This is a genomic window from Aliamphritea spongicola, assembly GCF_017051665.1.
GTDB classification, from domain to species: domain Bacteria; phylum Pseudomonadota; class Gammaproteobacteria; order Pseudomonadales; family Balneatricaceae; genus Amphritea; species Amphritea spongicola.
In genome coordinates this window covers 229,055-254,523 of the sequence record NZ_JAFIDL010000004.1, presented here as the reverse complement: position 1 = coordinate 254,523, position 25,469 = coordinate 229,055, and the positions used below count along the sequence as shown (strand labels likewise).

Here is a 25,469-nt window from a genome sequence, read left to right as displayed (position 1 = left end):
TTTTTGTTGGAGGATATGAAAATGGCAGTAGGTAGCGGTGTAATCCCTGAGCTTCATCCGGTTGCAGGTATTCGTGTAGGTACGACTTCAGCGGGTGTGAAAACGCCGGGCCGCCCTGATCTGGTACTTATGGAGCTGGGTGAGCAGGCAACAGTTGCCGGGGTTTTCACTCTTAATCAGTTCTGTGCAGCACCGGTGCGTATCTGTAAAGCAAATCTGCAGTCAGATAAGCCACGTTATCTGGTTATCAATACCGGCAATGCAAATGCGGGTACCGGTAAAGAAGGCCATGAAGATGCGCTGACGTGCTGTCAGGCGGTGGCTGATCATGCTGGTGTAAAGCTGGAAGAAGTCTTGCCGTTTTCTACCGGTGTTATCGGAGAGAAATTACCGGTTGAGCGTATTACTTCAGCGGTGCCTGCTGCGTTCGATGCGCTTTCAGATAATGGCTGGCTGGATGCCGCCAGTGGTATTATGACCACGGATACCCGTCCTAAGGCTTATTCGACTCAGTTTGAGTATCAGGGGCAAACTATTACTTTTAGCGGAATTTCTAAAGGTGCTGGCATGATTAAGCCAAATATGGCGACGATGCTCGCGTATGTGGCGACAGATGCCGCAGTGGATGCTGAACTGTTACAGCAGATGCTAAAGCGTTCTGCTGATAAGAGCTTTAACCGGGTAACCATTGATGGTGATACCTCTACTAATGACTCTTGTATGTTGATTGCAACCGGTGCCAGTGGGCTGAACGTTACCGAAACTGATGCTGAACTGTTTGCTGTCTTTAATAATGCCCTTGATGACATTATGTTGCAGCTGGCCCAGGCGATTGTGCGCGATGGTGAAGGTGCAACTAAATTTATTACCGTTTCAGTTGAACAGGCAGGCAGTTCAGAAGAAGCCTTACTGGCAGCTTATGCGGTTTCACATTCACCATTGGTAAAAACGGCGCTGTTTGCAAGCGATCCTAACTGGGGGCGGATTCTGGCGGCTGTCGGTTATGCGGGTATTGAGAGTCTAGATGTTGATGCCCTTCAGATCTATCTGGGTGATGTCTGTATTGTTGAAGATGGTGGACGTGCTGCCAGCTATACAGAAGAAGCTGGTCAGGCGGTAATGAATGAAGAAGAAATCACCATTCGTATCGTGCTAAACCGTGGCGACGTGTCGGAGACTGTATGGACCACAGATCTGAGTAAAGAATACGTGTCTATTAATGCCGATTACCGCTCCTGAGCAGGACTGTTACCGATGCCTGAACTGATTCACGTTGCTGCGGCTGCTATCTTTAATCCGCAAGGGAAGGTGTTGCTTGCTCTGCGCAGTAAAAAACAGCACCAAGGGGGCTTGTGGGAGTTTCCCGGCGGAAAAGTAGAATCGGGTGAGTCTGTGCGTGATGCGCTCGCCAGAGAATTGGAAGAGGAGTTGGGTATCCGGATTGATCAGGCATCTACCCGACCACTGATCCAAGTGCCTTATCATTATCTTGATAAGTCTGTGTTGCTGGACGTGTTCAAGGTATCCGGTTTCTCCGGTGTACCTCATGGCGCTGAAGGGCAGCCACTGGAGTGGGCAGATATTACGGATTTGGATAGTTATGACTTCCCTGCTGCAAATACTCCAATTGTTAATGCGCTGTTATTACCGGAGAAAATAGCCATAACAGGGACTGCAGAAAGTAATGCCCAGTATATTGAGAAATCTTCCAGAGCTCTCAATAAAGGTGCTCAGTGGCTGATGTTACGGGCGCATGGGCTGGAGTCTGCTGAAAGGGTGGAGCTGGCCAGAACTCTGATGGACCGTGAAGGAGCTGATTTATGCCTGAACGGAAGCGTTGAGGAGGCTAATTTAGCAGGCGTTGACGCGTTGCACCTTACATCTTCCAAGCTGATGGAGATGCAGGATCGCTCTGTGTTTAAAGGTCGCTGGTTAAGTGCCTCCTGCCATAATGAAGAGCAGTTACAAAAAGCAGTGGCGTTAGGGCTGGATTTTGTTACTCTTTCGCCGGTTAACCCGACTGCAACGCACCCGGATCAGGAAGGAATCGGCTGGGATGTGTTTTCTCAGCTGGCGAATGCGTATCCGTTACCGGTTTATGCGCTGGGCGGCATGACTGCAGAAAATCTGGAGACATGCTGGGAGCGTGGTGGTCAGGGAATCTGTGCAATCCGGGAGTTTTGGTAATATAAGGAGCTCATGCAGAGCTCCTCATCAGGTGAGGCAGGCAGTTTTCAGTGTAAGCGTGGTTTAGCTTCGTCGATCCGGCTTTCAGGATCTTCGAAGCTGCTACTGTAATCATCCAGTTCCGGTTCGCTGGCAATCTGATATTCTTCGCTGGCCCAGGCACCTAAATCCAGTGTCCTGCATCTTTTACTACAGAATGGCCTGAACAGGTTATCGGTGTTCCATTCGCTTTTCTTGCCACACTGAGGGCAATCGACTATTGGTTTGCTCATTATCTGATCTCAGTACTTTTATGCGTGTTGGCTTGCTGAATAAATAGTTCATGGAGGCGCTCTACTTGTGCGTCCAGCGCTGTTTGTGGCCCACTATTATCAATAATGTGGCTGGCTTTGTCTAAGCGTTCATGTCGGGACATCTGAGCGGCGATGATTTTTCGGATTTGCTCAGCAGAGTTGTTATCTCTGGCGCAGCTGCGCTTAATCTGTAGTTTTTCCGGTACATCTACAACGACAATTTCATTACACAGCTGATGCTGATCTGTCTCCAGCAGTAAAGGGGATGCCAGAATTGCGTAAGCGCTGTTTGCGCTGTTTAACTGGCTTACGATGCTTTTACGAATAATAGGGTGCAGTAACTCTTCTAGCCATTTTCTTTCAGTCGGGGATGAAAATACCAGAGTGCGCAGACTGGCCCGGTCAAGCGTGCCGTCAGCATTAAGAATATTATTGCCAAAGTGTTGATGTATTTTTGATAATCCGGGAGTGCCGGGTTCTACCACTTCTCTGGCAACAATATCAGCATCAACAACAGTTATGCCATGGTTCATGAACAGGTTAGAAACTGCTGTTTTTCCGCTGCCAATGCCGCCGGTAATACCAATAATCAGCATTGTTATACCTGAAGGAAGTGTAAATAAAAGCCGGTTATTTCATTTCCCCAGAGCATTGCGATCCACCCAGCACATGCTAGGTAAGGTCCAAAAGGAATTGGGTTTTGAGCCTCATGACGGCGCAACAGAATCATGGTTATGCCAAGAATAGCTCCAACAAGTGAGGAGAGCAGAATGATCAGAGGTAGCATGCTTGCACCAGCCCAGGCACCCAGTGCTGACAGTAATTTAAAATCACCGTAGCCCATGCCTTCCTTGCCGGTCAGTAGTTTGAATAACCAGTAGATACTCCACAGAGACAAGTAACCAAGTACCGCGCCCCAAAGAGCCTGGGGCAGAGAGGTAAAATATTCAAAGCTGTTGATGATCAGTCCCAGCCAGATTAGTGGAAGGGTGATTTTATCTGGCAGCAACTGATGGTCTACATCAATCATGGTAAGGCAGATCAGACACCAGGTTAAAAAGACTAATGACAGGCTGATCAGGTTGAAGCCGAAACTGAAAACGATATAACTGCTCATTAAAGCTGTGACTAGCTCAATGACAGGATAACGGATTGATATCGTTGCTTTACAGGATGAGCAGGCACCACGAAGAAGCAGGTAGCTGATCACCGGTATGTTTTCATACCAGCGAATCTTATGTTGGCAGTGAGGGCAAGTAGATGCAGGAACGCTGAGGTTAAATCTATCTTCCGATGCCGTAGCCGTATTCCCATTTAATTCCGCAATTTGTTCTTCCCATTCTCGCTCCATCATAACTGGTAGGCGGTAGATCACAACGTTTAGGAAGCTACCTACTAACAGTGAAAAAATAAACGCGATGCTGATGGCTAGCCAAGGAGTAAGTGAAATGTAATCTAAAATCATATAAAGAGAATTCACTAGATAACAGAACCTAACTGGAAGATTGGTAAGTACATAGCGATAACTAACCCGCCAACCAGAATACCCAGTACAGCCATTATCATGGGTTCAATCAAGCTGGATAGATTGTCTACAGCATTATCGACTTCTTCTTCGTAAAAATTAGCCACTTTGTCCAGCATTGTATCCAGTGAGCCTGCTTCTTCACCAATAGCAATCATCTGTGTGGCCATCGGGGGGAATAAACCAGTCATATTTACTGCATTTTTTAAAGACTGGCCAGTAGAGACCCCATTTTTGATTTGCAAAATGGCAGTTGAATAAACAATGTTGCCAGAAGCACCAGCTGCTGAGTCAAGAGCATTCACTAAGGGGACACCTGCGGCAAATGTGGTGGAAAGGGTACGAGAAAATCTGGCTATTGCTGAATTATGAAGAATTTGACCGATGATGGGGAGTTTTAATACTGCGCGATCAACAGACGCTCTGAGTTTTGCAGAACTTTGCATCGCTTTTTGAAATAAGAAGCCGACGACAACGATGGCTAATAAGGCAATAAACCACCACTCACGGGCAACGACAGAAAGCCCAACCACAAATTGTGTAAATGCTGGCAGTTCTGCACCAAAAGATTGAAAAACACTTTCAAACTGTGGAACAACTTTTATAAGCAAAATAGCTGAAACGATAACTCCGATAACAATGACTGCTATTGGATAAGTAAGCGCCTTTTTAATTTTGGCTTTGAGTGATTCTATTTTCTCTTTGTAAGTGGCGATTCGGTCAAGCATTGTTTCAAGTGAACCTGACTGTTCGCCCGCCTGTACCAGATTACAAAAGAGCTCATCAAAATATTTAGGGTGTTTTTCCAGTGCCTTAGCAAAACTGGTACCGCTGTTGACATCATTTTTAAGATCATTAATGACTTTCTTTAATTGCAGTTTTTCTACGCCATTAGAAACGATATCAAATCCTTGTAAAAGAGGAACACCGGATTTCAGCATTGTGGCCATTTGTCTGGTAAATAGAGCGATATCAAGTGGTTTGATTGGTTTTGATGCTTTACTAAAAAAACTGTTAGTCTGTTTGCGGACTTTGCGGGGGAGAATTCCCTGACGTCGTAACTGTGCTTTAGCTATGGTCAGGTTTTCAGCATTAATAGTGCCTTTGCTGGGATTACCTGTTTTGTCTTTGCCTTCCCACAAAAAGGTAGTGGGTAACTTTTCTTTCTTTTTAAGTGCCATCAGTTTTTGTTACCGTTCTGTCAGACCTTGATTACTCGGTTGATTTCTTCAAGGCTGGTTAGGCCTTGGCTTACTTTATTTAAACCCGAGTGACGTAAGGTTTTAAATCCCTGTTTAACAGCTACATCCTGAATGTCCAGTGAAGAGCCGTTAGACATAATACTTTCGGCAATTTCTTGGCTCATGGATAACATTTCGTAGATACCTACGCGCCCTTTATAACCTTTGTTACACTTGTTGCAGCCTTTCGGATTTGCTTCAAATAAGCTTAACTGATTTGTTAGCTGTTCATCACTATAACCTGCTTCCCTCAATGCCTCTTTTGGGATATTTGCTGGTTGTTTACAGTGCGTACAAAGTCGCCTTGCCAGTCGTTGAGCGATGATAAGGCTAACGGAGGTTGCAATGTTAAATGCCGGAACTCCCATGTTTCTGAGTCGGGTTAAGGTTTCTGGTGCACTGTTGGTGTGAAGTGTAGAGAGTACCATATGGCCTGTTTGCGCGGCCTTGATTCCTATTTCAGCTGTTTCCAAGTCCCGGATCTCACCAACCATTACCACATCAGGGTCTTGACGTAGAAATGCTCTAAGTGCTTCGGCAAATGTTAGTCCGACTTTTGTGTTCACGTGTACCTGGTTAATGCCTTCCAGGTTAATTTCCACAGGGTCTTCCGCAGTAGAGATATTCCGCTCTGTTGTGTTTAGAATGTTTAAGCCTGTATAAAGTGAAACGGTTTTACCGCTACCGGTGGGACCTGTAACCAGAATCATGCCTTGAGGTTTTTCCAGAGTATCCAGATATAATTTTTTTTGATCCGGTTCAAAACCAAGGGCTTCAACTCCCATTTGAGCACTGGTAGGGTCAAGGATACGTAATACAATTTTTTCCCCCCAGAGAGTGGGCAAAGTATTTACCCGGAAATCGATAGATCGTTTTTTGGATAAGCGCATTTTAATGCGGCCATCCTGAGGCATACGCCGTTCTGAGATGTCCATTTGAGACATAACTTTTAAACGGGCTGATAGTTGCAAGGCCAGATTTGTTGGTGGTTTAGCTACTTCCTGTAAGATTCCGTCGACACGACTACGAATTCGGTAGCTCTTTTCATAGGGTTCAAAGTGAATATCAGACGCACCGTTTTTAATTGCGTCCAGAAGAATTTTGTTTACAAAACGAACAATTGGCGCATCGCTGGTAGAATCGTCGTCTTGCTCTGTCTGTTGATTTTCTGTTGGGTCTTCAACATCCAGATTATCTAGGTCTGCATCATCAAGGCCTTCCAGAGCGGAGTTTTGCTCATCAAGGAAACTGTCTATGAGGCGGTTAAGTTTATCTTCCTCAACGATCACTGCTTCCGTTGTGATGCCGGTATTAAACTTGAATTCATCTAGGGCCTGTATATTGGTCGGGTCTGAGATGCCGACAAATAAGCGATTCTCCCGTTGTATCAGCGGCAGGGCGTGATGTTTACTGATGAGCTTTTCATCAACCAGGCTTTTAGGCATGCTTTCCGGATCCAGCATATCCAGATCCAGAATCGGCATGCCAAACTCATCCGCGGCTGCAGCGGCAGCCCGGTAAGCACTGACCAGACGGTTAGCAATAATATGGGAGATAAACGGGGTTTGTTCTTCACGGGATGTTTTTAGTGCCTCCATGGCAACATCTGAAGAAAAAACACCGTCGTTAACCAGGCGTCTGGCGAGTCCGCTTAAGGGTTGAAAAGGCTGTAAACTCATTGATTCCTCTGCTGAATTTAGCAGTATTGCTGCCTTGTATTCGTCTTGGGTTCTAAAGTAACATTTATACGCCGGTTTGAAAAATTAAAGGACCTGCCGGTGTATAGAGAGACATATTAGTTTCAGAAGACTTGTCATTTTGCGATATCCTTTACTGGACTGTCATGCAGGTTGGGTTAATATTAGCCACAGGCTTGTAGGGAGCAAGGAAGAAGGGCTTATCGGCAAGGGAAAGTTTGCTGGAGCAAGGATGATTTTAAAAATAATCTCTGTGGAGAGAAAAGCATGAAAAAACAACAGGGCTTTACCCTTATCGAGTTGATGATCGTTGTGGCGATCATTGGTATTTTGGCAGCAGTAGCATTACCAGCATATCAGCAATACACGCAACGGGCAGAGTTTTCTGAGGTTGTATTGGCTGCAACTAGCCTTAAGTCACAGGTTGAAGTTTGTGCGCAAACTGACTCTGGTGCCGGGGCTGATTTTGGTGGGAGCTGTTCTTCTGGTAATGGTGGAGTAACTAGTACAGGAGCGTCTGGGGTAGTTGCATCAGTTATTGCTTCAGATCAGGGTAATAATGATGTAAGAATTACTGCAACTGGCAGTGGTGCAGGACCAGCGGCTTCTACCTATGTTCTAAATGGTAATCGATTAAATACCGGGCAGGTTATTTGGACTTTTGACGAGGGAGTTAGTGATTGCGATAACAACGGAGTTTGTTCTAACTAAAGTATAAGTCACGAGTTTTTTAAAACAGGTAGCAATTGCTACCTGTTTTTGTTTTAGTTACCTTATGAAAAAAACACTTCTGATTATCGTCATCGCTGTAGCCGCTGGTGTGGGCTACTTTCTTGAAACTAAAAAGGTTCAGGTAACTACTCAGCAGCGTGCTTCAGTGGAAGCTGCGTTAGCATTAGAGCCTGAAAGATATCCAGCAACACCTGTCTGGTGGTCTGATGGGGATATTCTGGCTGTGGGCATGCGGGCTGCTGATGAAGCTGTTATTACCGCAGGAGCGAAAGATATCTGTAAAATACTGTGGAAGTTTGATGTAAACCGCACCGCAGTTGAAGTCTACGATATTGAGAAAATTCAGCAGAGTGATGACTGGAAGCTGATCGGTGGGGCTGATTGTCGCCGCTGAGATTGTCTTCGGGGCTGAAATCCGAGCTTAAAATACGTGTTATCCAGTCTTGGATAACACGTAAATTTCTTCTTTATTTCGAAATAAACCGCATAGACAGATCAATTGCCCGGCAGTCTTTTGTCAGTAAGCCGATAGAGATGTAATCAACACCTGTTTCAGCGATTGGCAGTAAGGTCTGATCGTTAATGCCACCGGAGGCTTCCAGCTTTAAAGGTTTACCCAGTTCTGTGTTCTTTGCGACCGCTGTACGCATGTCTTCCAGGCTGAAGTTGTCCAGCATGACAGTATCAGCACCGGCATCCAGTGCTTGCTGAAATTCATCCAGATTTTCCACTTCTACTTCAACCGGTTTTTCCGGCTCAATGGTTTTTGCGGTAGCTACGGCGTTAGCGATAGAGCCACAGGCCATGATGTGGTTTTCTTTAATCAGGAAAGCATCATAAAGACCGATACGGTGGTTGAAGCCGCCGCCACAGGCTACTGCGTACTTCTGGGCGTTACGCAGACCGGGAATAGTCTTGCGGGTATCAAGCAGTTTGACGCCAGTTTCGGCAACCAGAGAGGCATAATTGGCACTAATCGTTGCTGTACCGGAAAGGGTCTGAAGGAAGTTAAGTGCGGCTCGTTCAGCTGTTAGCATCGAGCGGGCAGGCCCTTCAATTTCAAATAGTGTCTGATCCGCACTGACACGATCACTATCTTCGACTTTCCAGTTCAGTTGCATACGGTCATCAACCTGTCGGTATACTTCAGTAACCCAAGCCGTACCGCAGATAATAGCCTCTTCCCGGCAAATAACACGAGCTTTAGCTGTCTGATTTTCAGGAATAAGGCGAGCGGTAATATCTCCGTCACCAATATCCTCTGCCAGAGCATTTGCGACAGTTGAATGCAGGTCTGCGAATAATGGCGATTGAGTCATGCGTCTCTCATTTTAAGCTGTTTTTTAACAGTGCGGCCATTCTCTATCTGATAGCTTCAGAAGCCGTTGGCAGGGTAGAATGGCTGCAATTTATGGCGCGATATTCTAATTCAGTCGGCTAATATATGCACCCTGAGTTTTCATTTGTGCGATGCAAAGGCGTTTGATTTGTTAAGAAGGGCGGTAGTTTATGAAAATTGTTGATGGCTGGTTAGTGGGTGCTGATATCTGTGAATCACCGAATCAGAATGACCGGCCTGTAAATGTTTCCCCGGACTTACTGGTTGTGCATAACATCAGTTTACCTCCCGGTCAGTTTGGTGGCGGTAATGTGGAAGCATTTTTTCGTAATGAACTGAATGCCGGAGATCATCCTTACTTTGCTGAGATCTGTCACCTGAAGGTATCGGCGCATATGCTGATTGAGCGTTCGGGCAGAATGGTGCAGTTTGTTTCATTCGATAAGCGCGCCTGGCATGCCGGTATTTCTGCATATCAGGGGCGTGAGGCCTGTAATGACTTTTCAGTGGGGATTGAACTGGAAGGTTGTGATGATGTGCCTTATACCCTGATGCAGTATCAGATGCTGTCGGAGGTGCATAAGGCTCTACAGGTGTATTATCCCAACCTGTCTGCGCAGGCGATTACCGGTCATTCGGATATTGCGCCGGGGCGAAAAACAGACCCCGGTCCGGCATTTAACTGGCAGTACTTTAAGGGGTTATAAGCCAGCTCAGCGGTTCAGTCTGTTTTGAACAGAACCGGATTATGGATATCCAGCTGTAGGTGGACGTTATCTCCAGGCTGGTGTTCAACATTGGCGGGTACTGCGCAGATAAGATGCTCGCCTGATTCAAGTTCTAGCTGATACTGGTGATAGGCGCCCCGGAAGGTTTTTTTCAGTAGTTGGGCGGTATATGGGCTTTCATGGTTTTGCTGGACGTTATACTGGCGCACCAGCAACTTCACCTGTTCTCCGGGAGTCAGCGAATGGGGGGCAGGGCTACGGACTTTTCCTAGTACGGTGTCAACACAGTGTTCGCATGAAACGGTGGCATTAATCAGATTACCCTGGCCAACGAACTGCGCGACAAATGGCGTTGCTGGTCTCTGATAGACTTTCTTAGCAAGGTCCCACTGGTGAATTTCTCCTTCATTCATCACGCCGATTAAGTCGGCGATAGAAAAGGCTTCTGACTGATCATGGCTGACAACCAGCGCGCTGATGCCTTCCTGTTTGAGAATGCGCCGAACCTCTGGGACAAGGGTTTCACGAAGCTTTGCGTCCAGCCCTGAAAAGGGCTCATCCATTAGCAGAAGATCTGGTTTTGGAGCCAGTGCCCGTGCCAGTGCGATGCGTTGCTGTTGACCGCCGGATAATTCATGGGGATAGCGGGTGGCATACTCAGGCAAACCAATGAGTTCGAGCAGTTCACTGATTCGCTGCTGTTGTTGAACGGTGTCCAGATCCCGAATACCAAAACGGATATTATCTGCAACGCTCAGATGCGGGAAAAGTGCAACATCCTGAAAAACCATGCCGATATTGCGAAGTTCCGGTGGCAACACAGTATTCGCATCAGAAATAGTATTACTGACAGTACTGATGCTGCCTTTAACAGGTTTTTCAAAGCCGGCTATCGCCCGTAAAAGAGTAGACTTGCCACAGCCACTGGGGCCGAGTAAACAGCCAATCTGCCCGGCAGGTAACTGTAAACAGGCGTTATGCACTACGGTCTTGTTGCCATAGGCAAGGTCAAGATCTTTCAGTTCAAGCTGATATGTCAGCGAAGTTCCCTGGGCGTTCATAGTCATCTCTTTACAACAGACTGCATGACAGCAGATGAGGTTTTCAGTGCAGGCATTATTCTTTTCCCCGGGCAATCGAGCGGCTCAGTAATATTACCGGTAACAGTCCGACGGCGACAATCATCAGTGAGGCCGGGGCGGCATCAATAAGGCGCTCATCAGAAGCCAGTTCAAAAGCCCTGACCGCCAGTGTATTAAAGTTGAATGGCCGCAGTATTAGTGTTGCTGGCAGTTCTTTTAGTACATCAACAAACACAATCAGCAACGCAGTTAAGACCGAGCTGCGCATCAGCGGTACGTGAATGCGCTTCAATACCTGAACAGGAGTGCAGCCCAGTGAGCGGCCTGCGCTGTCAACACTGGGTTTTATCTTTTCCAGTCCGGTCTGAATAGAGCCCAGAGAGACTGCCAGAAAGCGAACCATATATGCAAACAGCAGGGCAAATAAAGTGCCTGAAAATATCAGCCCGGGGTTAAAGCCAAACCATTCTGAAGAGAGGTTGATCAGTTGGTGATCCAGCCACGCCATAGGAATAAGGATACCGATAGCGATAATGGTACCGGGCAGTGCGTAACCCATGCCAGCGACCATAACTGATGTCTGGACGCGCTTATGATCATTCATGCGTCTGGCGTATGCCAGAATGAGTGCCAGACATACCGCAAGAACGGCTGCCGCTGATGCCAGCGTGAATGAATTCCAGGCCAGTTCGATAAAGTCCTGTGGATTAAATTTTGCCTGAGTAATGGCCCAGTTCAGCAGTACGCCACCGGGTAACAGGAAGCCAAATAAAACCGGAAGCAGGCACGTAAAGAAAGCAGCTGTTGCCTGCATGCCTGAGAGCTTAACCAGTTTTGGCTGTTTTCTCTGTTCGTTATTCGCATGGTACTTAATCTGCCGCCGGGAATATTTTTCCAGCAGAATGAGCAGCACTACAAAACCCAGTAGCATTGCGGCCAGCTGTGCAGCCGCTGCGGAATCACCCAGGCCATAGAATGTGCGGAAAATACCAGTGGTAAAGGTGGCTACACCGAAATACTGTACAGTCCCGTAATCGGCGAGAGTCTCCATTAAAGCAAGTGTCAGGCCGGCAATAATGGCCGGGCGGGCAAGTGGCAGTGCCAGTTTGAAGAAGGCCTTGTGACGGCTGTATCCCAGAGTTCTGCTGACTTCAAGGGCACTGCTGGACTGTTCCAGAAAGGCTGCTCTGCTGAGCAGATAGACGTAAGGATACAACACCAGAGAGAGCATAACGGTGGCGCCGCCAAGGGAGCGGATTTCAAAAAAGTAATATTCACCGTAGCCCAGCCCTGTGATGTCCCGAATCAGGCTCTGCACGGGGCCGGCAAAATCGAGCAGGCCCGTATAGGTATAAGCAATAATATAAGCGGGCACTGCCAGTGGTAGCAGTAGCGCCCAGGTAAAGATTTTACGGCCGGGAAATTCGCAGACACTGGTTAACCAGGCGGGAGGAACGCCAAGCAATAATACTCCGACGCTGACGCCAACCAGCAATGCCAGCGAGTTGCCTACATAGTCTCCCAGTACGGTGCTGAATAGGTGACTCCAGACATCGACTGAACCGGCAAACAGGAATGCGCAGATTACCAGTACCGGCAGAGCAAGTATGCTTGCAATCAGTACGGCTGAGCCGGATAACCAGTTAATGCTTCTGGCGGTTGAGCTGAATGTCTGCGTCGTCATAAAAATCAATCTTACAAAAATACAAAAAGCGTCAGCCACTCATTTAACAGAAAATGAGTGGCAACGCTTGGAGGCATATGCCGTTTTTAAGGGACGGCGGCTTTATTTCCAGCCGGCGCGGTCCATCAGTTCAACGGCTGCACGGTTGTTTTCCCCCAGTTTGCTGAGTTCAACAGTATCCGCTTTAAAGTCCCCAAAGTCTCTGAGTACACTGGAAACATCACTGCCTGCAACAACAGGGTATTCACTGTTGACCTCTGCGTACCACTTCTGTGATTCAGGTGAGGTCAGGAACTCGATCAGCTTAATTGCGTTTTCTTTATTTTTAGATGCCTTTGTTACGCCTGCACCACTCACGTTAACGTGGGTGCCGCGGTCATCCTGGTTTGCCCAGAAAACGCCAACGTTGTTAACCAGCTGCTTGTCTGCATCTTTGCTGCTGTTTGCCAAGCGGCCAAAGTAATAGGTATTGGCCAGTGTTAGCTCACAAACACCTGCATTTACTGCACGCAGTTGATCGGTATCTCCGCCAGCAGGTGGCTTGGCAAAGTTTTTCACAAAACCTTTGGCCCAGTTTTCAGTTTGCTCAGTGCCGTTGGCTTCCAGCATGGCCGCTACCAGCGACTGGTTATAAACATTATTAGAAGAACGGGAGCAGATTTTACCTTTCCATTTAGGATCTGCCAGGTCTTCGTAAGTGCTTAGCTGGGCCGGATCAACTTTATCTTTAGCGTAGAAGATAGTCCGGGCGCGCTGAGACAGACCGTACCATTGGCGGTCAGTATCCCGCAGGTGGGCCGGAATAGCTGCATCCAGTGTTTTACTTGTAATTGGCTGTAAAACGCTGGCGTCTTTCGCCCGCTGTAAACGGCCGGCATCAACAGTGATAAAGACATCTGCCGGGCTGGCTGAACCTTCAATCTGTAGACGTTTCAGCAGGGCATCCGCATTACCGGTGACCAGATTTACCACAATGTTGGTTTCTGCTTCGAATTTATCCAGAAGGGGCTTAATCAGTGCTTCTTTGCGGGCTGAATAAACATTGACCAGATCTGAATCTGCCAGTACCGGAAGGGTGAATGAGCTAAAAAGAGTGCCGGCTGCCAGGGCGAAAATACCAAAACGATTTGCCATCGAAGATACCTTACTGTGGGTGGTTAGCGGTTGATCTGTTTGGAGACCAACGGATAGTTAAATCGATTATAAATGATAACGGTTTGTATTTATAGCATCGTTACGGGTGCTGAACGATTTATCTGCGCTGGATCAATATCTTAAAAATCCGGGGCTTTCGCAGGGCGTTTTTGACAAGGAGTACAGCTTCAGCAAATGGCTGCAGATAGAGTTGTTTCAAAGTATGTTCGTCGGGTTCTTCTGTTTTGCTGATGCCAAAACTAAGCTGGGTATCAGGCTCCGATAAGTGCAGGCAGCCGAAGAGGCGATCCCAGACAGCCAGCGTGGCTCCGAAGTTTTTATCGAAATGTCGTGTGGCTGTGGAATGATGAATCTGATGCTGTGCCGGAGAGATCAGCCAGCGTTCTAACGGTTGCCAGTAATGAATCGCGATATGGCTATGGCGCAGATTAGAGCCGGTTACGTTAAACGCAAATACCAATACGTTTGCACCCAGTACGGTAATCAGATCTACCTGATTGGCAAACAGAAATACAAATAACGCGATGCTGATGCCCTGAACAAGACTGCTGCGCAGAGAAAATAAAACGCCTTCAACGGGGTGCGTTCTCAGGACAGTCAGAGGTGTCATTGTGCGGGCGCTGTGGTGTACTTTATGAAATGCCCAGAGTACCGGCCATCGGTGCATCAGATAATGAAGATAGAAGCGTGCAAAGTCATCCAGAATAAACAGCCAGAGAGTAAAACAGGCAGCTATCTGCCAGTCTTCAAGAAGAATAAGCGGGCGATAGCCCACAGTGCTTTGCAACCACTGGAACATAAAAGTGGCAATGGTTAACTTAGCCAGTAAAGCGGGTGCAAGTACGGTAAATAACAATCTGTTAATGATAAAAATCAGACCGTCGGCCTGGCTGGATTTGGAAAACCATACCTGTTTATCAAAGCAGGTGCGCCAGGCATGTTTAATCTGTTGCTTCTTAAGCAAAGTCAGCCAGGCAAGGGCGATGAGAAGCGCGCAGCCCAGATATCCGATAAACAGACGCTTACGCGGATCGAAAAAGTTTGCGTAAATGTCGCTGCTGAATTCAGAAATAAAAGTTTCGAACACGTTACTGCCTGGGGTCGAATGGCTGGTTGCGAACAACCGGTTTAGGTTTAGAGAGTATATTTTGAAGCTCTGATGTTGTCAGTAGCTTCAGCTCTGAGCGGCTGAGGTCTGTTTGATCCATGTCAGCCTGTGACGAATAACCGCTGAAAAAAAACCGCAGAGAATATCTGCGGTTTTTTTCAGTTTCAGAGAAAACGACTAAATCAGTCGTTTTCGGCGCTGTCAGCAGAACCCAGCTTATCAGCCAGATCAGACAGGTTAGCCAACTGATCATTGTTGTTGGCTACCAGGCTGAACTTATCTTTCAGCAGTTGCTGTACTTTCAGCATGTTCAGGGCGTACTCGTTCAGGGATACGGAGTTAGACTGCTGATAGTTACCTTCAGCGTCGATACCTGTAATCTGAGTGTTACCCAGCAGGACAGGACTGAAGCCGATCAGACGGTTCAGCTGTACAGCTGTTTCGCCCAGATCTTTACCGCCAGTTTGCAGTGACATAGCGAAGCCTTTCAGCTCACCCCAGTGCTTGGCGTACTTGCGGTACAGTTTTTCGATATCCGCATTGCTTTCAACAGCTGCCTGCAGGGCGATAGCGTCTTTGTAAACAGAACCAGCATATTTAAACGCTGCTTCAGCGATGACTTTTTCCCAGTTAGTCTTGATAACGGTAGCGTAACCCATAAGAGCTTCACGCTGTTCTGCAGTCAGGTCTTCGCCGTTTGCAGACGTGATCAGTTCACGGCCATCAATGAATGCTTTGGTGATGGTATGCATGTAGTCAGACTTGCCGCCTTTATCTGCATTAGCTGCATAGTAACCGTGCGCAAAAGTCATTTCTGTTTTCAGGTCGATCATGCCGTCGTTGTTGGCATCAGCGGCTTTGAATGCGTCTTTCTTACCTTTAGCAATGGCGTAAGCGGTTTTAGCGTCCATCGTCAGGGCATGTGCCGGTACACCGAAGTAGCCAAAAGCTTCATCCCAAACGTGTTCTTTACCGGTGTAAGCGGTGCCTTCTTTGTAGGCTTTACCGTTAGGTTTGTTACCTGCTTCCAGCTTCTCATCCAGATAGTTATCAACTGCCTGGTTATAGAAAACTGCACCCATGGCAAATTTAGAAATCAGCTGGGTGTAATCCAGACCGGTTAGCGGATCAAAGCCTTTATTGGTCGCTGCAGCTTTCTTGATCATGAACTCAATAACTTCAGGACCAGTCATGTTGCCAGGCCAGCCGTTTACAGCGCCCTTGTAGGTTTTACCCGCCAGGTTTTTCTTTTTAGAAAGCTCATCGATCTGAGACTGCTTAACTTTAAAGCCTTCTTTTGAAGCTGGATCAATGATGGCACGGCCAGCATCTTTACCTGCAAAGTAAGCCAGCATCTGAGCTTCCAGCTCAGGGTTGGCAGAACCGTTACCTTTACCTGTCAGTTTTTTCAGAGAGTTATGCAGTGCGTGACGTGCAATCTGACCGCCGTAGGAAACAGAGCTTTTTTTGTCGCCGTTATAATCTTTAACGGTTACAGGGAAGTCCGCATAAACTTTGTGGCTGTCAGCCAGAGTTGCCTGGGAGGCAAGCATGCCAGAGGTAGCGAAAGTAACTGCTAATGCGAGAGATTTAAGTTTCACGGTAATAAGACCTTTTAACTGAACAGGTGCGAGTATCCAGTGCATGAGGTCCGTGTCAGACTTCAGGCACGCCTATTTGAGATGGCAGGAAGTTAGCATAATAGTATTCATGGGGCAATTAATAGTTATTATCATTTAGATTGTGTTTGATGAGGGTCATGCATATTAGGAATAAGCAGCTTATCCTGAAAGAGAGCTGGCGGGGTTGACGAATGTCATGTTCAGATGGGAAACAGTCGGGCGAGCAATACAGGAACGGCGTTTTCAACCCGCAGTATTCTGGGGCCGATGTGCATAGCCTGCAGCCCAGCTTCACACAACTTTTCAACCTCATACTTAATGAATCCACCTTCAGGACCAACCGCAAGAGTCGTTGGCGTTTCATCAGCCGTCGGGCAAGGGGCTGCATCATAAGGATGAGCAACCAGAGCGCGGGTGTTGGCAGCGATGGCCGGAAGTTCATCTTCGACAAAAGGCTTGAAGCGCTTACGCAGGTGAATTTCCGGAAGTTGTGTATCAACGCACTGTTCAAGTCCGAGTAACAGTTGTTCGTTAAGGCTGTCTGCTTCAAGCACCGGAGATGACCAGTAACTCTTGTCCACCCTGTATGCGTTTATCAGATAGATCTGCTTAACCCCCATGCTGGTAACGCTTTGTAATGTGCGTTTGAGCATTTTCGGCCGTGGTAACGCCATGATGAGGGTCAGGGGCAGTGCCGGTGGTGGAGGTTGAGTGCAGCTGACTTCCAGTGTGACTGAGTTTTCTGTCAGTGCTGTTACAACTGCAGTCCCCAGATCACCGTTTAGTTTACCCACCTTAAGTGTGTCGCCTTCCTGAGCCTGGTGCACACTGAGGATGTGCTGAAAGCGCCGGTCTGTAAGAACGACGGTGTTTTCTGTTTTGAAGTCTGTGGAGGTTAACAGTATCAGGTTCATGGTGCAGGGGTCTGTGTGATGAGATTTGTCAGGCGGCGCAGAGTATGCGGCAAAGCTACGCATTTGTGTAGTGTACTTGCGGTAAATCAGTATCACCGCAGCTGTATCAATAAATCACAGAGAAAAGCCACATATCATCGGTGGATTCTGTAGAATAGCGAAAATTTTCTTGTTAAGGCCATTTTGTGCGCGCGAATCTTTTGACAGGCAATATTACCGGCACACTGGTCAGAATGACTGTTCCAATGGTGTTCGGCATTGTCAGCCTGATGCTGTTCAATCTGGTAGACAGTTATTTTGTCAGTCAGTTAGGTACCGGTCAGCTTGCTGCGCTTGGTTTTACGTTTCCTGTTTCTTTTGCCGTTATCAGTTTGTCCATCGGGCTGAGTGTTGGTACCTCAGCAACACTTGGTAAGCTGATTGGTGCCGGTGAACATCAGCAGGCCAAGCAGTTAACGACGGACAATCTGTTACTGACAACCCTCTTAATGGTGCTGGTCAGCAGCATTGTTACTCAGTTTATTGAGCCTCTTTTTCGTCTGTTAGGGGCCGATTCTTCGCTGTTACCCTTCATTGATGCTTATATGTCGGTGTGGTTCATCGGTGCAGTTTTCTACGTCATCATCATGGTGTCTAACAGCTCTTTGCGAGCCTACGGTGATACCACTACGCCGGGCGTTATTATGGCGTTCTCGGCCATTCTGAACGGTTTACTTGATCCGTTATTTATCTTTGGCTGGGGGCCGGTGCCTGCTTATGGTATTGAGGGAGCAGCCATTGCCAGCTTGCTGGCCTGGGGGATCACTGCAACGCTGGCCGTGCTGAACCTGTTGCTGCGTAAGCGCCTGTTATTGCTGACTATTGTTTCCTGGTCGAATTGTGTATCGCACTGGCTGATGGTGATGCGTATCGGTTTTCCTGCAGCGCTTTCCAATATGATGACACCGTTAGCCGCTGCGATCATGACAGCCGTTGTCGCTGAACATGGGGCGGAAGCGGTTGCTGCCTTCGGTGTGGGCAGCAGGCTGGAATCTCTGGCGCTGATTGTTAACCTGGCTTTGTCCATGACGCTGCCGCCTTTTTTAAGTCAGAATTTTGGTCGTGGGAACATTAAACGTGTGTCGCAGGCCTATCTTGCTGCTATGAAATTTGCGCTGGTTTGGCAGGGCATTGTGTACCTGTTTTTGTGGCAATTTGGCAGTGGGATTGGCGAGTTGTTCAGCGATAAAGAACAGGTTGTTGAACTGATAGGTCTGTGGATCATGATCGTTCCGATTGGCTTTGGTTTTCAGGCAGTTACCTTTCTCAGTGCGTCCAGTTTTAATGCGCTTCACCAGCCGTTTAAAGCGATGCGAATCAGTGTCTTCCGGCTCTTTATTCTCTATGTGCCTTTAGGTTGTGCCGGTAATTATTTGCTGGGCCTTGAAGGGATGTTCTACGGCTTTGTTTTAGCCAATATGCTCACCGCCGGTCTGGCATTTTTCTGGGTGCGCAATCACCTTGCCGGCTTACAAAAACAGCCGGTACCGGATTCACCCTAAAGGCTATAAGGGGTTTTAACTCTCAGGGAATGGGGGTATGTTGTCATACGTGCTTAACACACAGCAGTTAGATTATTCGTGACTTTGCGAGATATATTCCACTGCTGGGAATGTCCACCAAAGTCATATTATCAGCTTGCTGATTAAGCAATATGATCATATGGGGCTTAACTGGGCCCGGTAGATCAAATGTACTTGATATAGATGCAAAGGGGATGTGGGCATGACACAAAAGATTGCGCTGGTTACAGGTGGTACGGGCGGTATTGGTACAGCTATTTGTCGTGCGCTTGCGGATGCAGGTGTGAAGGTGGTTGCAGGTTACAATTCCGGCGGAAATCACGAGAAGGCCAGGGCTTGGCAGGAAGAACAAAAGCAGGACGGTTACGATATTCTGGTCGCATACGGCGATGTAACAGATGAAGAATCCTGTGCAGCATGTATCCGAACGGTAGAAGAAGTGGCCGGCGGCACTGTGGATATTCTGGTAAATAATGCCGGTATCACCCGTGACGGTACTTTCCGTAAAATGAGCTGGGAACAGTGGAATCAGGTACTGTCTGCAAACCTCGACAGTATGTTCCATATGACCCGTCTGGTCATTAACCCTATGCTGGAGAACGGCTGGGGCCGGGTCATTAACATTTCATCGGTTAACGCTCAGAAAGGCCAGTTCGGTCAGTGTAACTACTCTGCAGCAAAAGCCGGTATTCATGGCTTCACCAAAGCGCTGGCGCAGGAAGTGGCGGCAAAAGGTGTGACGGTCAACACCGTTTCCCCAGGGTATGTACTGACACCCATGGTTGCCAAAATTCCTGAGGAAGTATTGGGCAAAATTGTGAAGCAGATTCCGGTTGGACGTCTGGGGCAGCCGGAAGAAATCGGCAAGGCAGTGTCCTACCTGGCCAGCGATGACTGTGGTTACGTGACAGGCTCTGATTTCTCCATAAACGGCGGTCAGCACATGTCTTGAGGAGTCTGTTTCCGAAGAGGCTGTATAGCCTTAAAAAAAACCCGCAGCTGCGGGTTTTTTTGTGTCTGTTACAGTACCTGTTGCAGGATTCCGTAAAAGCGCTGATAAAGGGCTTCCTGATGTCTGGCGAAGGGCTGACAGAGCCATTCCATTTCCAGGTGTTTCAGGTCTTTCAGGCTGGTGGCGCTGTGTTTTTCTTCCAGGGCCTGTTGTAAACGCTGCATCTGATATTCAAGCCGTAATGCCTGATCTTCTTCCGGAGAGCTGAGGTTAAAAGCAATTTCCAGCTGGATGCATAGCTGTCGAAGGGCGGTATCTGATGCATAGATGACCGGATCGAATTCTTGTAGCCCCTGATGAATATTGCAGCCGGTTACAAAGCGCTTGTGCAGTAATTCTGCAAAGGGTGCATCCGGACTCAGGCCCTGCTCCCATGCCTGATTAAGCTGTTCCAGCGTATTGTCGTCCAGCTCTTCTGCCAGCAGTTTTTCTTCCAGCTGTTCACAGAGGTTAACTTTACGTTGCCAGGCCTGGTAGGTTTCACTTTCAAGCAGACGGTCCAGATCAGCCTGTTGGCGCTGCAGGTTGCTTTTGGCAGCATGCAGTCGCTGCTGAAGCGGTTCCGGGGTATCGTTTTTCTGGCACAGAATATCTGCCTGTTCCAGAAGGGTGCTGATTTGTGATGGCGATGCCGGTGAGGTCTGTAATGCTTCCAGCTGTTCACATAGCTGTTCGGTTTTTTCCTGCTCTGTTTGCTGCGTCTTAACCGCTTTACGGTTACTCTTTTCCAGATCGTAAACTTTATTGCAGGTCAGGCGGAATGCCGGCCATAACTTACGTTCTACACTGTGAAAGCTGTTGCCGGTTTGGCGCCATTGCTGCTGCAGTTGTTTAACCTGACGTAACAGGCCATTCAGCAATTCCTGCTGACCGTCGGCAACTGCTTGTTCTGCCTGTACGCTCAGGGCTTCAGCCTGATCTGCCAGGGCCTGTTTGGCTTCGGTATTGGCTTCACGGTAAGCCTTAATTTTACCGTCCAGTTGTTTCAGAGTGCTGTTAAAGCGGCTTTGTGCTTCCCGGCCGGGAGTGCGGTCAACCGGTGTGTACTGGCGCCATTCCTGTTTTGCCGTACGGCTGATTTGCTCAACTTCCTGCCAGTCTGGCTGTTCCCAGTCAGTATTGGCCATCAGGGTTTCCAGTTGCTCACAAAGTAAAAGGCGCTGCTGGAGGTTGTTAACGCGTTGTTGTTTCAGTTCCGCATAATGCTGGCTGCAAGGCTCGTATGCCTGATCTGAAGCGTGTTTAAAGCGTTTCCACAAATCATGGCTGTGGTATGGATCAGTGGCATCCAGGTCTTTCCATTCCTGCTGCAGGGTACGGATATGATCAGCCAGTACCGGTGCTTCAATATCGCTGCCAATCAGTGCTTCCATTTTTTCGCACAGTGATTCTTTTTTCGGTGTGACGGCAAAGCCCTGCCAGTCTTTCAGTTGCTGTAACTGTTTCTGTAATCCGGCATACCGGTTCCGGCAGCTTTTAACGCTGTTTTTCGACTGTTGGCTAAGCAGTTCTGATACTTGTTTATCGAGGCGGTAAGCATTCTTAGTATTGCCTTCGCTAAGGGCCTGCTCAAGCTGTTCCAGGCAGTTATCGATCTGCTGCTGGTCCTGTTGCTGTGCCTGCTGACGCTCAGCTTTATGTTGCTGTCTGATTTGATTCAGTTGATCAAGACGTTTCTGTAACGTTTGCAGTATTTCTGGTCGCTGTTCGTCTTCAGGCCAGTTAATGAGCTGTATAGCCTGTTTAAGAGCATTGATGTCAGCGCTTTCATTTTGAAGGATTTCAGCGAGCTGTTCGCCGTTTTCCTGAACCCGGTTAACTGCTTCCAGTAAGGTCTGGATTTGAGTATGTCTGTTGTCCAGCTGCCCTCTTATCTGAGCAAAGTCCGGATCGCCGGCCGATTGAGTTTGCTGAGACATTTGCAGGTTATTCAGCTGTGCGACGAATTCTGATGTGCCAGGCAGAGGTTCTGTAATGGAAGCCCGGATCTGTTCCAGTAATGCATCAAATGCGCTAAGCAGAGCGTTGCGTTGTTGTTGGCGCTGCTGAGCTTCAGCTTCGAGCTGTTGTTGTTCAGCCTGTTTTTGCTGTTCCTGCTGGAGCAGTTGCCGGCAGGTACTCAGGGCTTCTGTCAGTGACGCATTGGCTGCATCGTCGCAGAGGCTGTTCTGTAACAGTTTTTCAGCGTTTTGCTGATAGGCATTCAGCCGGGCTTCAAACTGAGGATAGATGCCCGTATTGAATAATTGCTGCAGGGCGGATGTCAGTTCAGTTTGTTGTTGCAGAAGCTGTTCCCGGGCTTTCTGCTGTTCGCGGATATCCCGTAATTTGTTACGGATAATGCGGTGTACGGTTTTGTCTTTGCTGCGGATTTTTTTACACAGTTGTTCAATGATTTCAGCTTCGTGCAGTTTTTCAGCTGCAGCTTGCCGGGTTTGTGAGTGGCCGGCCTGAAGTATGATGGTGCTCAGGCAGGTCTGGTCGCTGATTTTCTCAATTGCAACTTGCTGAACAGTGCTGTCATCTATGTGCAGTGCAATATGCGTCAGGATATCGTTATCCTGTAACTGCCTGATACTATTGATACTTTGCTGCTGGTCACAGCTTTCTGTTTTGATGATGACGCGGCAGGCGCGGTCAGCGGCCAGGTGTCGGACCTGATGGTCGCTGTCTATATTTGAGATACGGCACAGCAGTTCAGGTTCTTCAAGTTTAATCACGGCGGCACTGCGCACAGCCGGGTTCTGATCCTGCAGGGCTAGCTGTGAAAGGATCTGATGCTGTTCTGAATTACTCGCTTTTAGTTTAGTGATCGCACGGATACGTACATCAGCTTTACTATGTTGCCATTTAGGCTTGAAGAACTTCGCAAACATTTACAACCCGATCCTGAATGAGCCAGCTAAAAACACGATACTGTGGCTAAGGGCGGCTATTCTACCGGGCTTTAAGGTGGCAGGGGAAGGCTTGACAGCTTAGAAAAATCGCCTTTTAGTCAGGGTTTTGTTGCAGCTGCACTGTCGGATATGCCCCGGACCCAGCAGTAATGCCTGATACGGGGAAATCCAGTGTAAAATGTACTTTTTAAAAATCTGCAGGTCAGCTTCTTCGTACTTCAACATCACCGTCGATGTAATACCAGCGATGATCTTCCTGCCTGAAGCGGGAGCGTTCCTGTAAGGCCGCTGACTGTCCTTCACTGTCGAAATAGGCGATAAATTCAACTGTGCCTGTGGTATCCTCGCGCCCGCCGTTATGGGTGCTGATTATTTTTAATCCTGTCCAGGTTGTCATACGCATTTGTTCGGCGATAAGGAGCGCGTCTTCCGGTTGCCGGTTTTCTGCTGCAGTGGTGGCTATCAGGTAGTCCACACTGCCAAGCGCAAAGGCCGTATAACGGGAGCGCATAAGCGCTTCTGCGGTGGTTGCCGGTTTGTTGCCGTTGATGGCCGGTTCACAGCAGAAGCTGAACGGTTTTCCGGAGCCGCACGGGCATTGCTTTGTGGTATCTTTGGCATCATGCAGCATGGGAATTCCTGTTTTAATTCAAACGGTTTAGTTCGTCGGCGTTTATTATAGATCGCTGTGGCGTGAATCATATAGACCGATAGCATTAGAGGCTAGCAATGGCTAAGCAAACTTTTTACTGGCATGACTACGAAACCAGTGGTGCCGATACCCGCCGTGACCGGCCATTACAGTTTGCCGGTATCCGTACGGATATGGATCTGAATATCATTGAAGAGCCACTGATGATTTACTGCAGCCCGGCGGAAGATGTGCTGCCGCATCCGGAGGCCTGCCTGATTACCGGTATTACGCCTCAGCAGGCGCTGCGGGAAGGTTATTGTGAAGCAGAGTTTATGCAACAGGTGCATGAACAGCTGGCACGTCCGGGAACCTGCGGGGTAGGTTATAACAGCATCCGTTTTGACGATGAAATTACCCGTCAGGCGCTGTACCGTAATTTCTTTGATCCCTATGCCCGGGAATGGCAGAACGGTTGTTCCCGCTGGGATATTATCGATATGATGCGCCTGACTCGTGCACTGCGCCCTGAGGGGATTGAGTGGCCGGAATATCCGGATGGCCGTCCAAGCATGCGTCTGGAAGATCTGACGAAGGCTAATGGTATTGATCATGGTAATGCACACGATGCTCTGTCGGATGTTCACGCAACGATCGGCATGGCAAGACTGGTAAAGGAACGCCAGCCCAAACTGTATAACTACGTATTGAATAACCGCTCCAAACAGGCCGTGCAAAATATGCTGGATGTGATGACGATGAAGCCTGTGCTGCATGTGTCTTCCATGTACCCTGCGGAATGGGGCAACCTGGCGATTGTTGCTCCCGTGGCAGTCCATCCGGTGAACCGTAACAGTATCATTGTGTATGATTTGCGGGTTGATCCTTCCGCCATGCTGGCGATGCCCAAAGAAGAAATTAAGCGATTGCTGTATACCGCGACAGATGATCTGGCACCGGGAGAAGTTCGTTTACCTCTTAAACAGCTGCATACCAATAAGTCTCCGATAGTGGCGCCGGCAGGTATGTTGTCGACGGAAGAGGCGAACCGGCTGGGGATCAGTGGCCCTGACTGCCGTACCCATTTAGAGATGTTGCGTGCTAGTCGGGATTTAAAAGAGAAGCTAGCATGGGTATTTGCAGAGCAGGATTTTGCAGAGGATCTGGATCCGGATCATATGTTGTATGGCGGTGGCTTTTTTAATGATTCAGATAAGGCGGCGATGAATCAGATCCGCGAAGCTGCGCCGGCTCAGCTGGCAGCAATGGAATTTGCGTTTCAGGATCCCCGTCTGGAAGAAATGCTGCTGCGTTATAAGGCCCGTAATTATCCATATACACTGGATGAAGAGCAGCGGCAGCGGTGGGAAGAATACCGCAAGCAAAAGCTGATGGGGCCGAATAACGGCGGGTATCTGACGATTCCGGCGTTATTTGAACGTTTAAACACTCTGTATCAGCAACGGGAAACTGATCAGAAGCAACGGGAAATACTGGAAGAGCTTGCTTTGTACGCTGAAGCTATCTATCCCGCTGATGAGGTATATTAATGAACATAGGTAAACTCGCGTTTGGGTTGTCTGTTATGGGGAGTCTGGTCTTAGTGCCGGCCGTTTCCCATGCTTCCGGGCAGCTTAACGAAGCGATTACCTATGTAGTAACTCAGCCTGCCGGTTATCTGGACAGCTCGCCTGAGCCGGCAACCCTGTATGATCTGAAACCGCGGGGCTTTGTGGATAGCGAAACCATGTTCGAAGTACGTCCCGCCATGATTCAGGAAAAACAGTTACCTCCGCCTACCGTGGTACCGTTTGACCGTTTCGACCCGGTGCAGGTCGTTATCGGTGAACAGGAGATCGTACCGACCCATTCAGCCGAAGATAAAATTTTCTATCAGATTGCGATTGATCAGGTGGAAATTGATTGCTTGCTTGGGGAGCGCGAAGGTGAAGACTGTGCCGCCTTTGATATTATCGAAGATGAGCCCGCAGAGCCTAAGTCCCGTCGGGTAATTGACCGACAGTTTCAGGCATTGCAGTAGCTGCCGGTCATCATAAAAG

General features: G+C 48.2%; 23 protein-coding genes. 9 read left to right on the top strand and 14 right to left on the bottom strand.

The annotated features are described in order from the left end of the window. The first annotated feature begins 21 nt into the window (after window positions 1-21). Complete coding sequence (gene argJ / locus JYB63_RS14625; RefSeq protein ID WP_205658631.1) at window positions 22-1,239, top strand: bifunctional glutamate N-acetyltransferase/amino-acid acetyltransferase ArgJ; 1,218 nt, start codon at window positions 22-24, stop codon at window positions 1,237-1,239. Between the two features lie 15 nt (window positions 1,240-1,254). Then, window positions 1,255-2,187 carry a Nudix family hydrolase gene (locus tag JYB63_RS14620; protein ID WP_205658630.1) on the top strand — a complete coding sequence of 311 codons (933 nt, stop codon included), beginning with the start codon at window positions 1,255-1,257 and terminating at the stop codon, window positions 2,185-2,187. Between the two features lie 47 nt (window positions 2,188-2,234). On the opposite strand, the gene JYB63_RS14615 is transcribed toward JYB63_RS14620, so the two are convergent. From JYB63_RS14615 to pilB, 5 genes are read right to left on the bottom strand one after another with little or no spacing between them, the layout of a single operon-like run. Further along, the gene (locus JYB63_RS14615) at window positions 2,235-2,459 is read right to left on the bottom strand and encodes a DNA gyrase inhibitor YacG (RefSeq protein ID WP_205658629.1); all 225 of its coding nucleotides are present in this window, start codon (window positions 2,457-2,459) and stop codon (window positions 2,235-2,237) included. Beyond that, window positions 2,459-3,076, bottom strand: coding sequence for a dephospho-CoA kinase (coaE, locus tag JYB63_RS14610; protein WP_205658628.1), 618 nt, complete (start codon window positions 3,074-3,076; stop codon window positions 2,459-2,461). The genes JYB63_RS14615 and coaE overlap by 1 nt, the downstream gene beginning before the upstream one ends. Before the next feature lie 2 nt (window positions 3,077-3,078). After that, entirely contained in the window at window positions 3,079-3,945 is an 867-nt protein-coding gene (locus JYB63_RS14605; RefSeq protein WP_205658627.1) for a prepilin peptidase, read from the bottom strand. A gap of 14 nt (window positions 3,946-3,959) precedes the next feature. Further along, entirely contained in the window at window positions 3,960-5,186 is a 1,227-nt protein-coding gene (locus tag JYB63_RS14600; protein WP_205658626.1) for a type II secretion system F family protein, read from the bottom strand. A 20-nt stretch (window positions 5,187-5,206) separates the two neighbouring features. Further along, complete coding sequence (pilB, locus tag JYB63_RS14595; RefSeq protein ID WP_205658625.1) at window positions 5,207-6,925, bottom strand: type IV-A pilus assembly ATPase PilB; 1,719 nt, start codon at window positions 6,923-6,925, stop codon at window positions 5,207-5,209. A 285-nt stretch (window positions 6,926-7,210) separates the two neighbouring features. On the opposite strand from pilB, the gene JYB63_RS14590 reads away from it, so the two are divergent. Then, window positions 7,211-7,654: a pilin gene (locus tag JYB63_RS14590; RefSeq protein WP_205658624.1), complete on the top strand. Its 444-nt coding sequence runs from the start codon at window positions 7,211-7,213 to the stop codon at window positions 7,652-7,654. A gap of 64 nt (window positions 7,655-7,718) precedes the next feature. Then, entirely contained in the window at window positions 7,719-8,069 is a 351-nt protein-coding gene (locus JYB63_RS14585) for a hypothetical protein (RefSeq protein WP_205658623.1), read from the top strand. A gap of 73 nt (window positions 8,070-8,142) precedes the next feature. On the opposite strand, the gene nadC is transcribed toward JYB63_RS14585, so the two are convergent. After that, window positions 8,143-8,994, bottom strand: coding sequence for a carboxylating nicotinate-nucleotide diphosphorylase (gene nadC, locus JYB63_RS14580; protein WP_205658622.1), 852 nt, complete (start codon window positions 8,992-8,994; stop codon window positions 8,143-8,145). A 190-nt stretch (window positions 8,995-9,184) separates the two neighbouring features. Between nadC and ampD the strand changes: the two genes are divergently transcribed. Then, entirely contained in the window at window positions 9,185-9,721 is a 537-nt protein-coding gene (gene ampD, locus JYB63_RS14575; protein ID WP_205658621.1) for a 1,6-anhydro-N-acetylmuramyl-L-alanine amidase AmpD, read from the top strand. A gap of 14 nt (window positions 9,722-9,735) precedes the next feature. On the opposite strand, the gene JYB63_RS14570 is transcribed toward ampD, so the two are convergent. From JYB63_RS14570 to JYB63_RS14545, 6 genes are all read right to left on the bottom strand, one after another. Beyond that, window positions 9,736-10,803: an ABC transporter ATP-binding protein gene (locus JYB63_RS14570; protein ID WP_205658620.1), complete on the bottom strand. Its 1,068-nt coding sequence runs from the start codon at window positions 10,801-10,803 to the stop codon at window positions 9,736-9,738. 55 nt (window positions 10,804-10,858) lie between these two features. Continuing rightward, the gene (locus JYB63_RS14565) at window positions 10,859-12,508 is read right to left on the bottom strand and encodes an ABC transporter permease (RefSeq protein WP_205658619.1); all 1,650 of its coding nucleotides are present in this window, start codon (window positions 12,506-12,508) and stop codon (window positions 10,859-10,861) included. Between the two features lie 102 nt (window positions 12,509-12,610). After that, window positions 12,611-13,642: a Fe(3+) ABC transporter substrate-binding protein gene (locus JYB63_RS14560; RefSeq protein WP_205658618.1), complete on the bottom strand. Its 1,032-nt coding sequence runs from the start codon at window positions 13,640-13,642 to the stop codon at window positions 12,611-12,613. Window positions 13,643-13,760: 118 nt separating this feature from the next. Continuing rightward, on the bottom strand, window positions 13,761-14,750 hold the full coding sequence (locus tag JYB63_RS23395; protein WP_205658617.1) for a sterol desaturase family protein: 990 nt from the start codon (window positions 14,748-14,750) through the stop codon (window positions 13,761-13,763). Window positions 14,751-14,953: 203 nt separating this feature from the next. Beyond that, window positions 14,954-16,372 carry a DUF4856 domain-containing protein gene (locus JYB63_RS14550; RefSeq protein ID WP_336510891.1) on the bottom strand — a complete coding sequence of 473 codons (1,419 nt, stop codon included), beginning with the start codon at window positions 16,370-16,372 and terminating at the stop codon, window positions 14,954-14,956. Between the two features lie 221 nt (window positions 16,373-16,593). Beyond that, window positions 16,594-17,307, bottom strand: coding sequence for a 16S rRNA (uracil(1498)-N(3))-methyltransferase (locus tag JYB63_RS14545; RefSeq protein WP_205658616.1), 714 nt, complete (start codon window positions 17,305-17,307; stop codon window positions 16,594-16,596). Between the two features lie 185 nt (window positions 17,308-17,492). Between JYB63_RS14545 and JYB63_RS14540 the strand changes: the two genes are divergently transcribed. Together JYB63_RS14540 and phbB are read left to right on the top strand one after the other, a co-directional pair. Then, window positions 17,493-18,848: an MATE family efflux transporter gene (locus JYB63_RS14540; RefSeq protein WP_336510890.1), complete on the top strand. Its 1,356-nt coding sequence runs from the start codon at window positions 17,493-17,495 to the stop codon at window positions 18,846-18,848. Window positions 18,849-19,071: 223 nt separating this feature from the next. Further along, a complete protein-coding gene (gene phbB, locus JYB63_RS14535; protein WP_205658615.1) occupies window positions 19,072-19,821 on the top strand; it encodes an acetoacetyl-CoA reductase in 750 nt (249 codons plus the stop codon). Between the two features lie 68 nt (window positions 19,822-19,889). Here the strand turns inward: phbB and JYB63_RS14530 are convergent, their stop codons facing one another. Together JYB63_RS14530 and JYB63_RS14525 are read right to left on the bottom strand one after the other, a co-directional pair. Next, the gene (locus JYB63_RS14530) at window positions 19,890-22,757 is read right to left on the bottom strand and encodes a DUF349 domain-containing protein (RefSeq protein ID WP_205658614.1); all 2,868 of its coding nucleotides are present in this window, start codon (window positions 22,755-22,757) and stop codon (window positions 19,890-19,892) included. 223 nt (window positions 22,758-22,980) lie between these two features. Then, window positions 22,981-23,409 carry a YchJ family protein gene (locus JYB63_RS14525; protein ID WP_205658613.1) on the bottom strand — a complete coding sequence of 143 codons (429 nt, stop codon included), beginning with the start codon at window positions 23,407-23,409 and terminating at the stop codon, window positions 22,981-22,983. A gap of 98 nt (window positions 23,410-23,507) precedes the next feature. On the opposite strand from JYB63_RS14525, the gene sbcB reads away from it, so the two are divergent. Together sbcB and JYB63_RS14515 are read left to right on the top strand one after the other, a co-directional pair. Further along, a complete protein-coding gene (sbcB, locus tag JYB63_RS14520) occupies window positions 23,508-24,959 on the top strand; it encodes an exodeoxyribonuclease I (RefSeq protein ID WP_205658612.1) in 1,452 nt (483 codons plus the stop codon). Then, window positions 24,959-25,450: a hypothetical protein gene (locus JYB63_RS14515; RefSeq protein ID WP_205658611.1), complete on the top strand. Its 492-nt coding sequence runs from the start codon at window positions 24,959-24,961 to the stop codon at window positions 25,448-25,450. Before sbcB ends, JYB63_RS14515 begins: the two co-directional genes overlap by 1 nt. Window positions 25,451-25,469 lie beyond the last annotated feature (19 nt).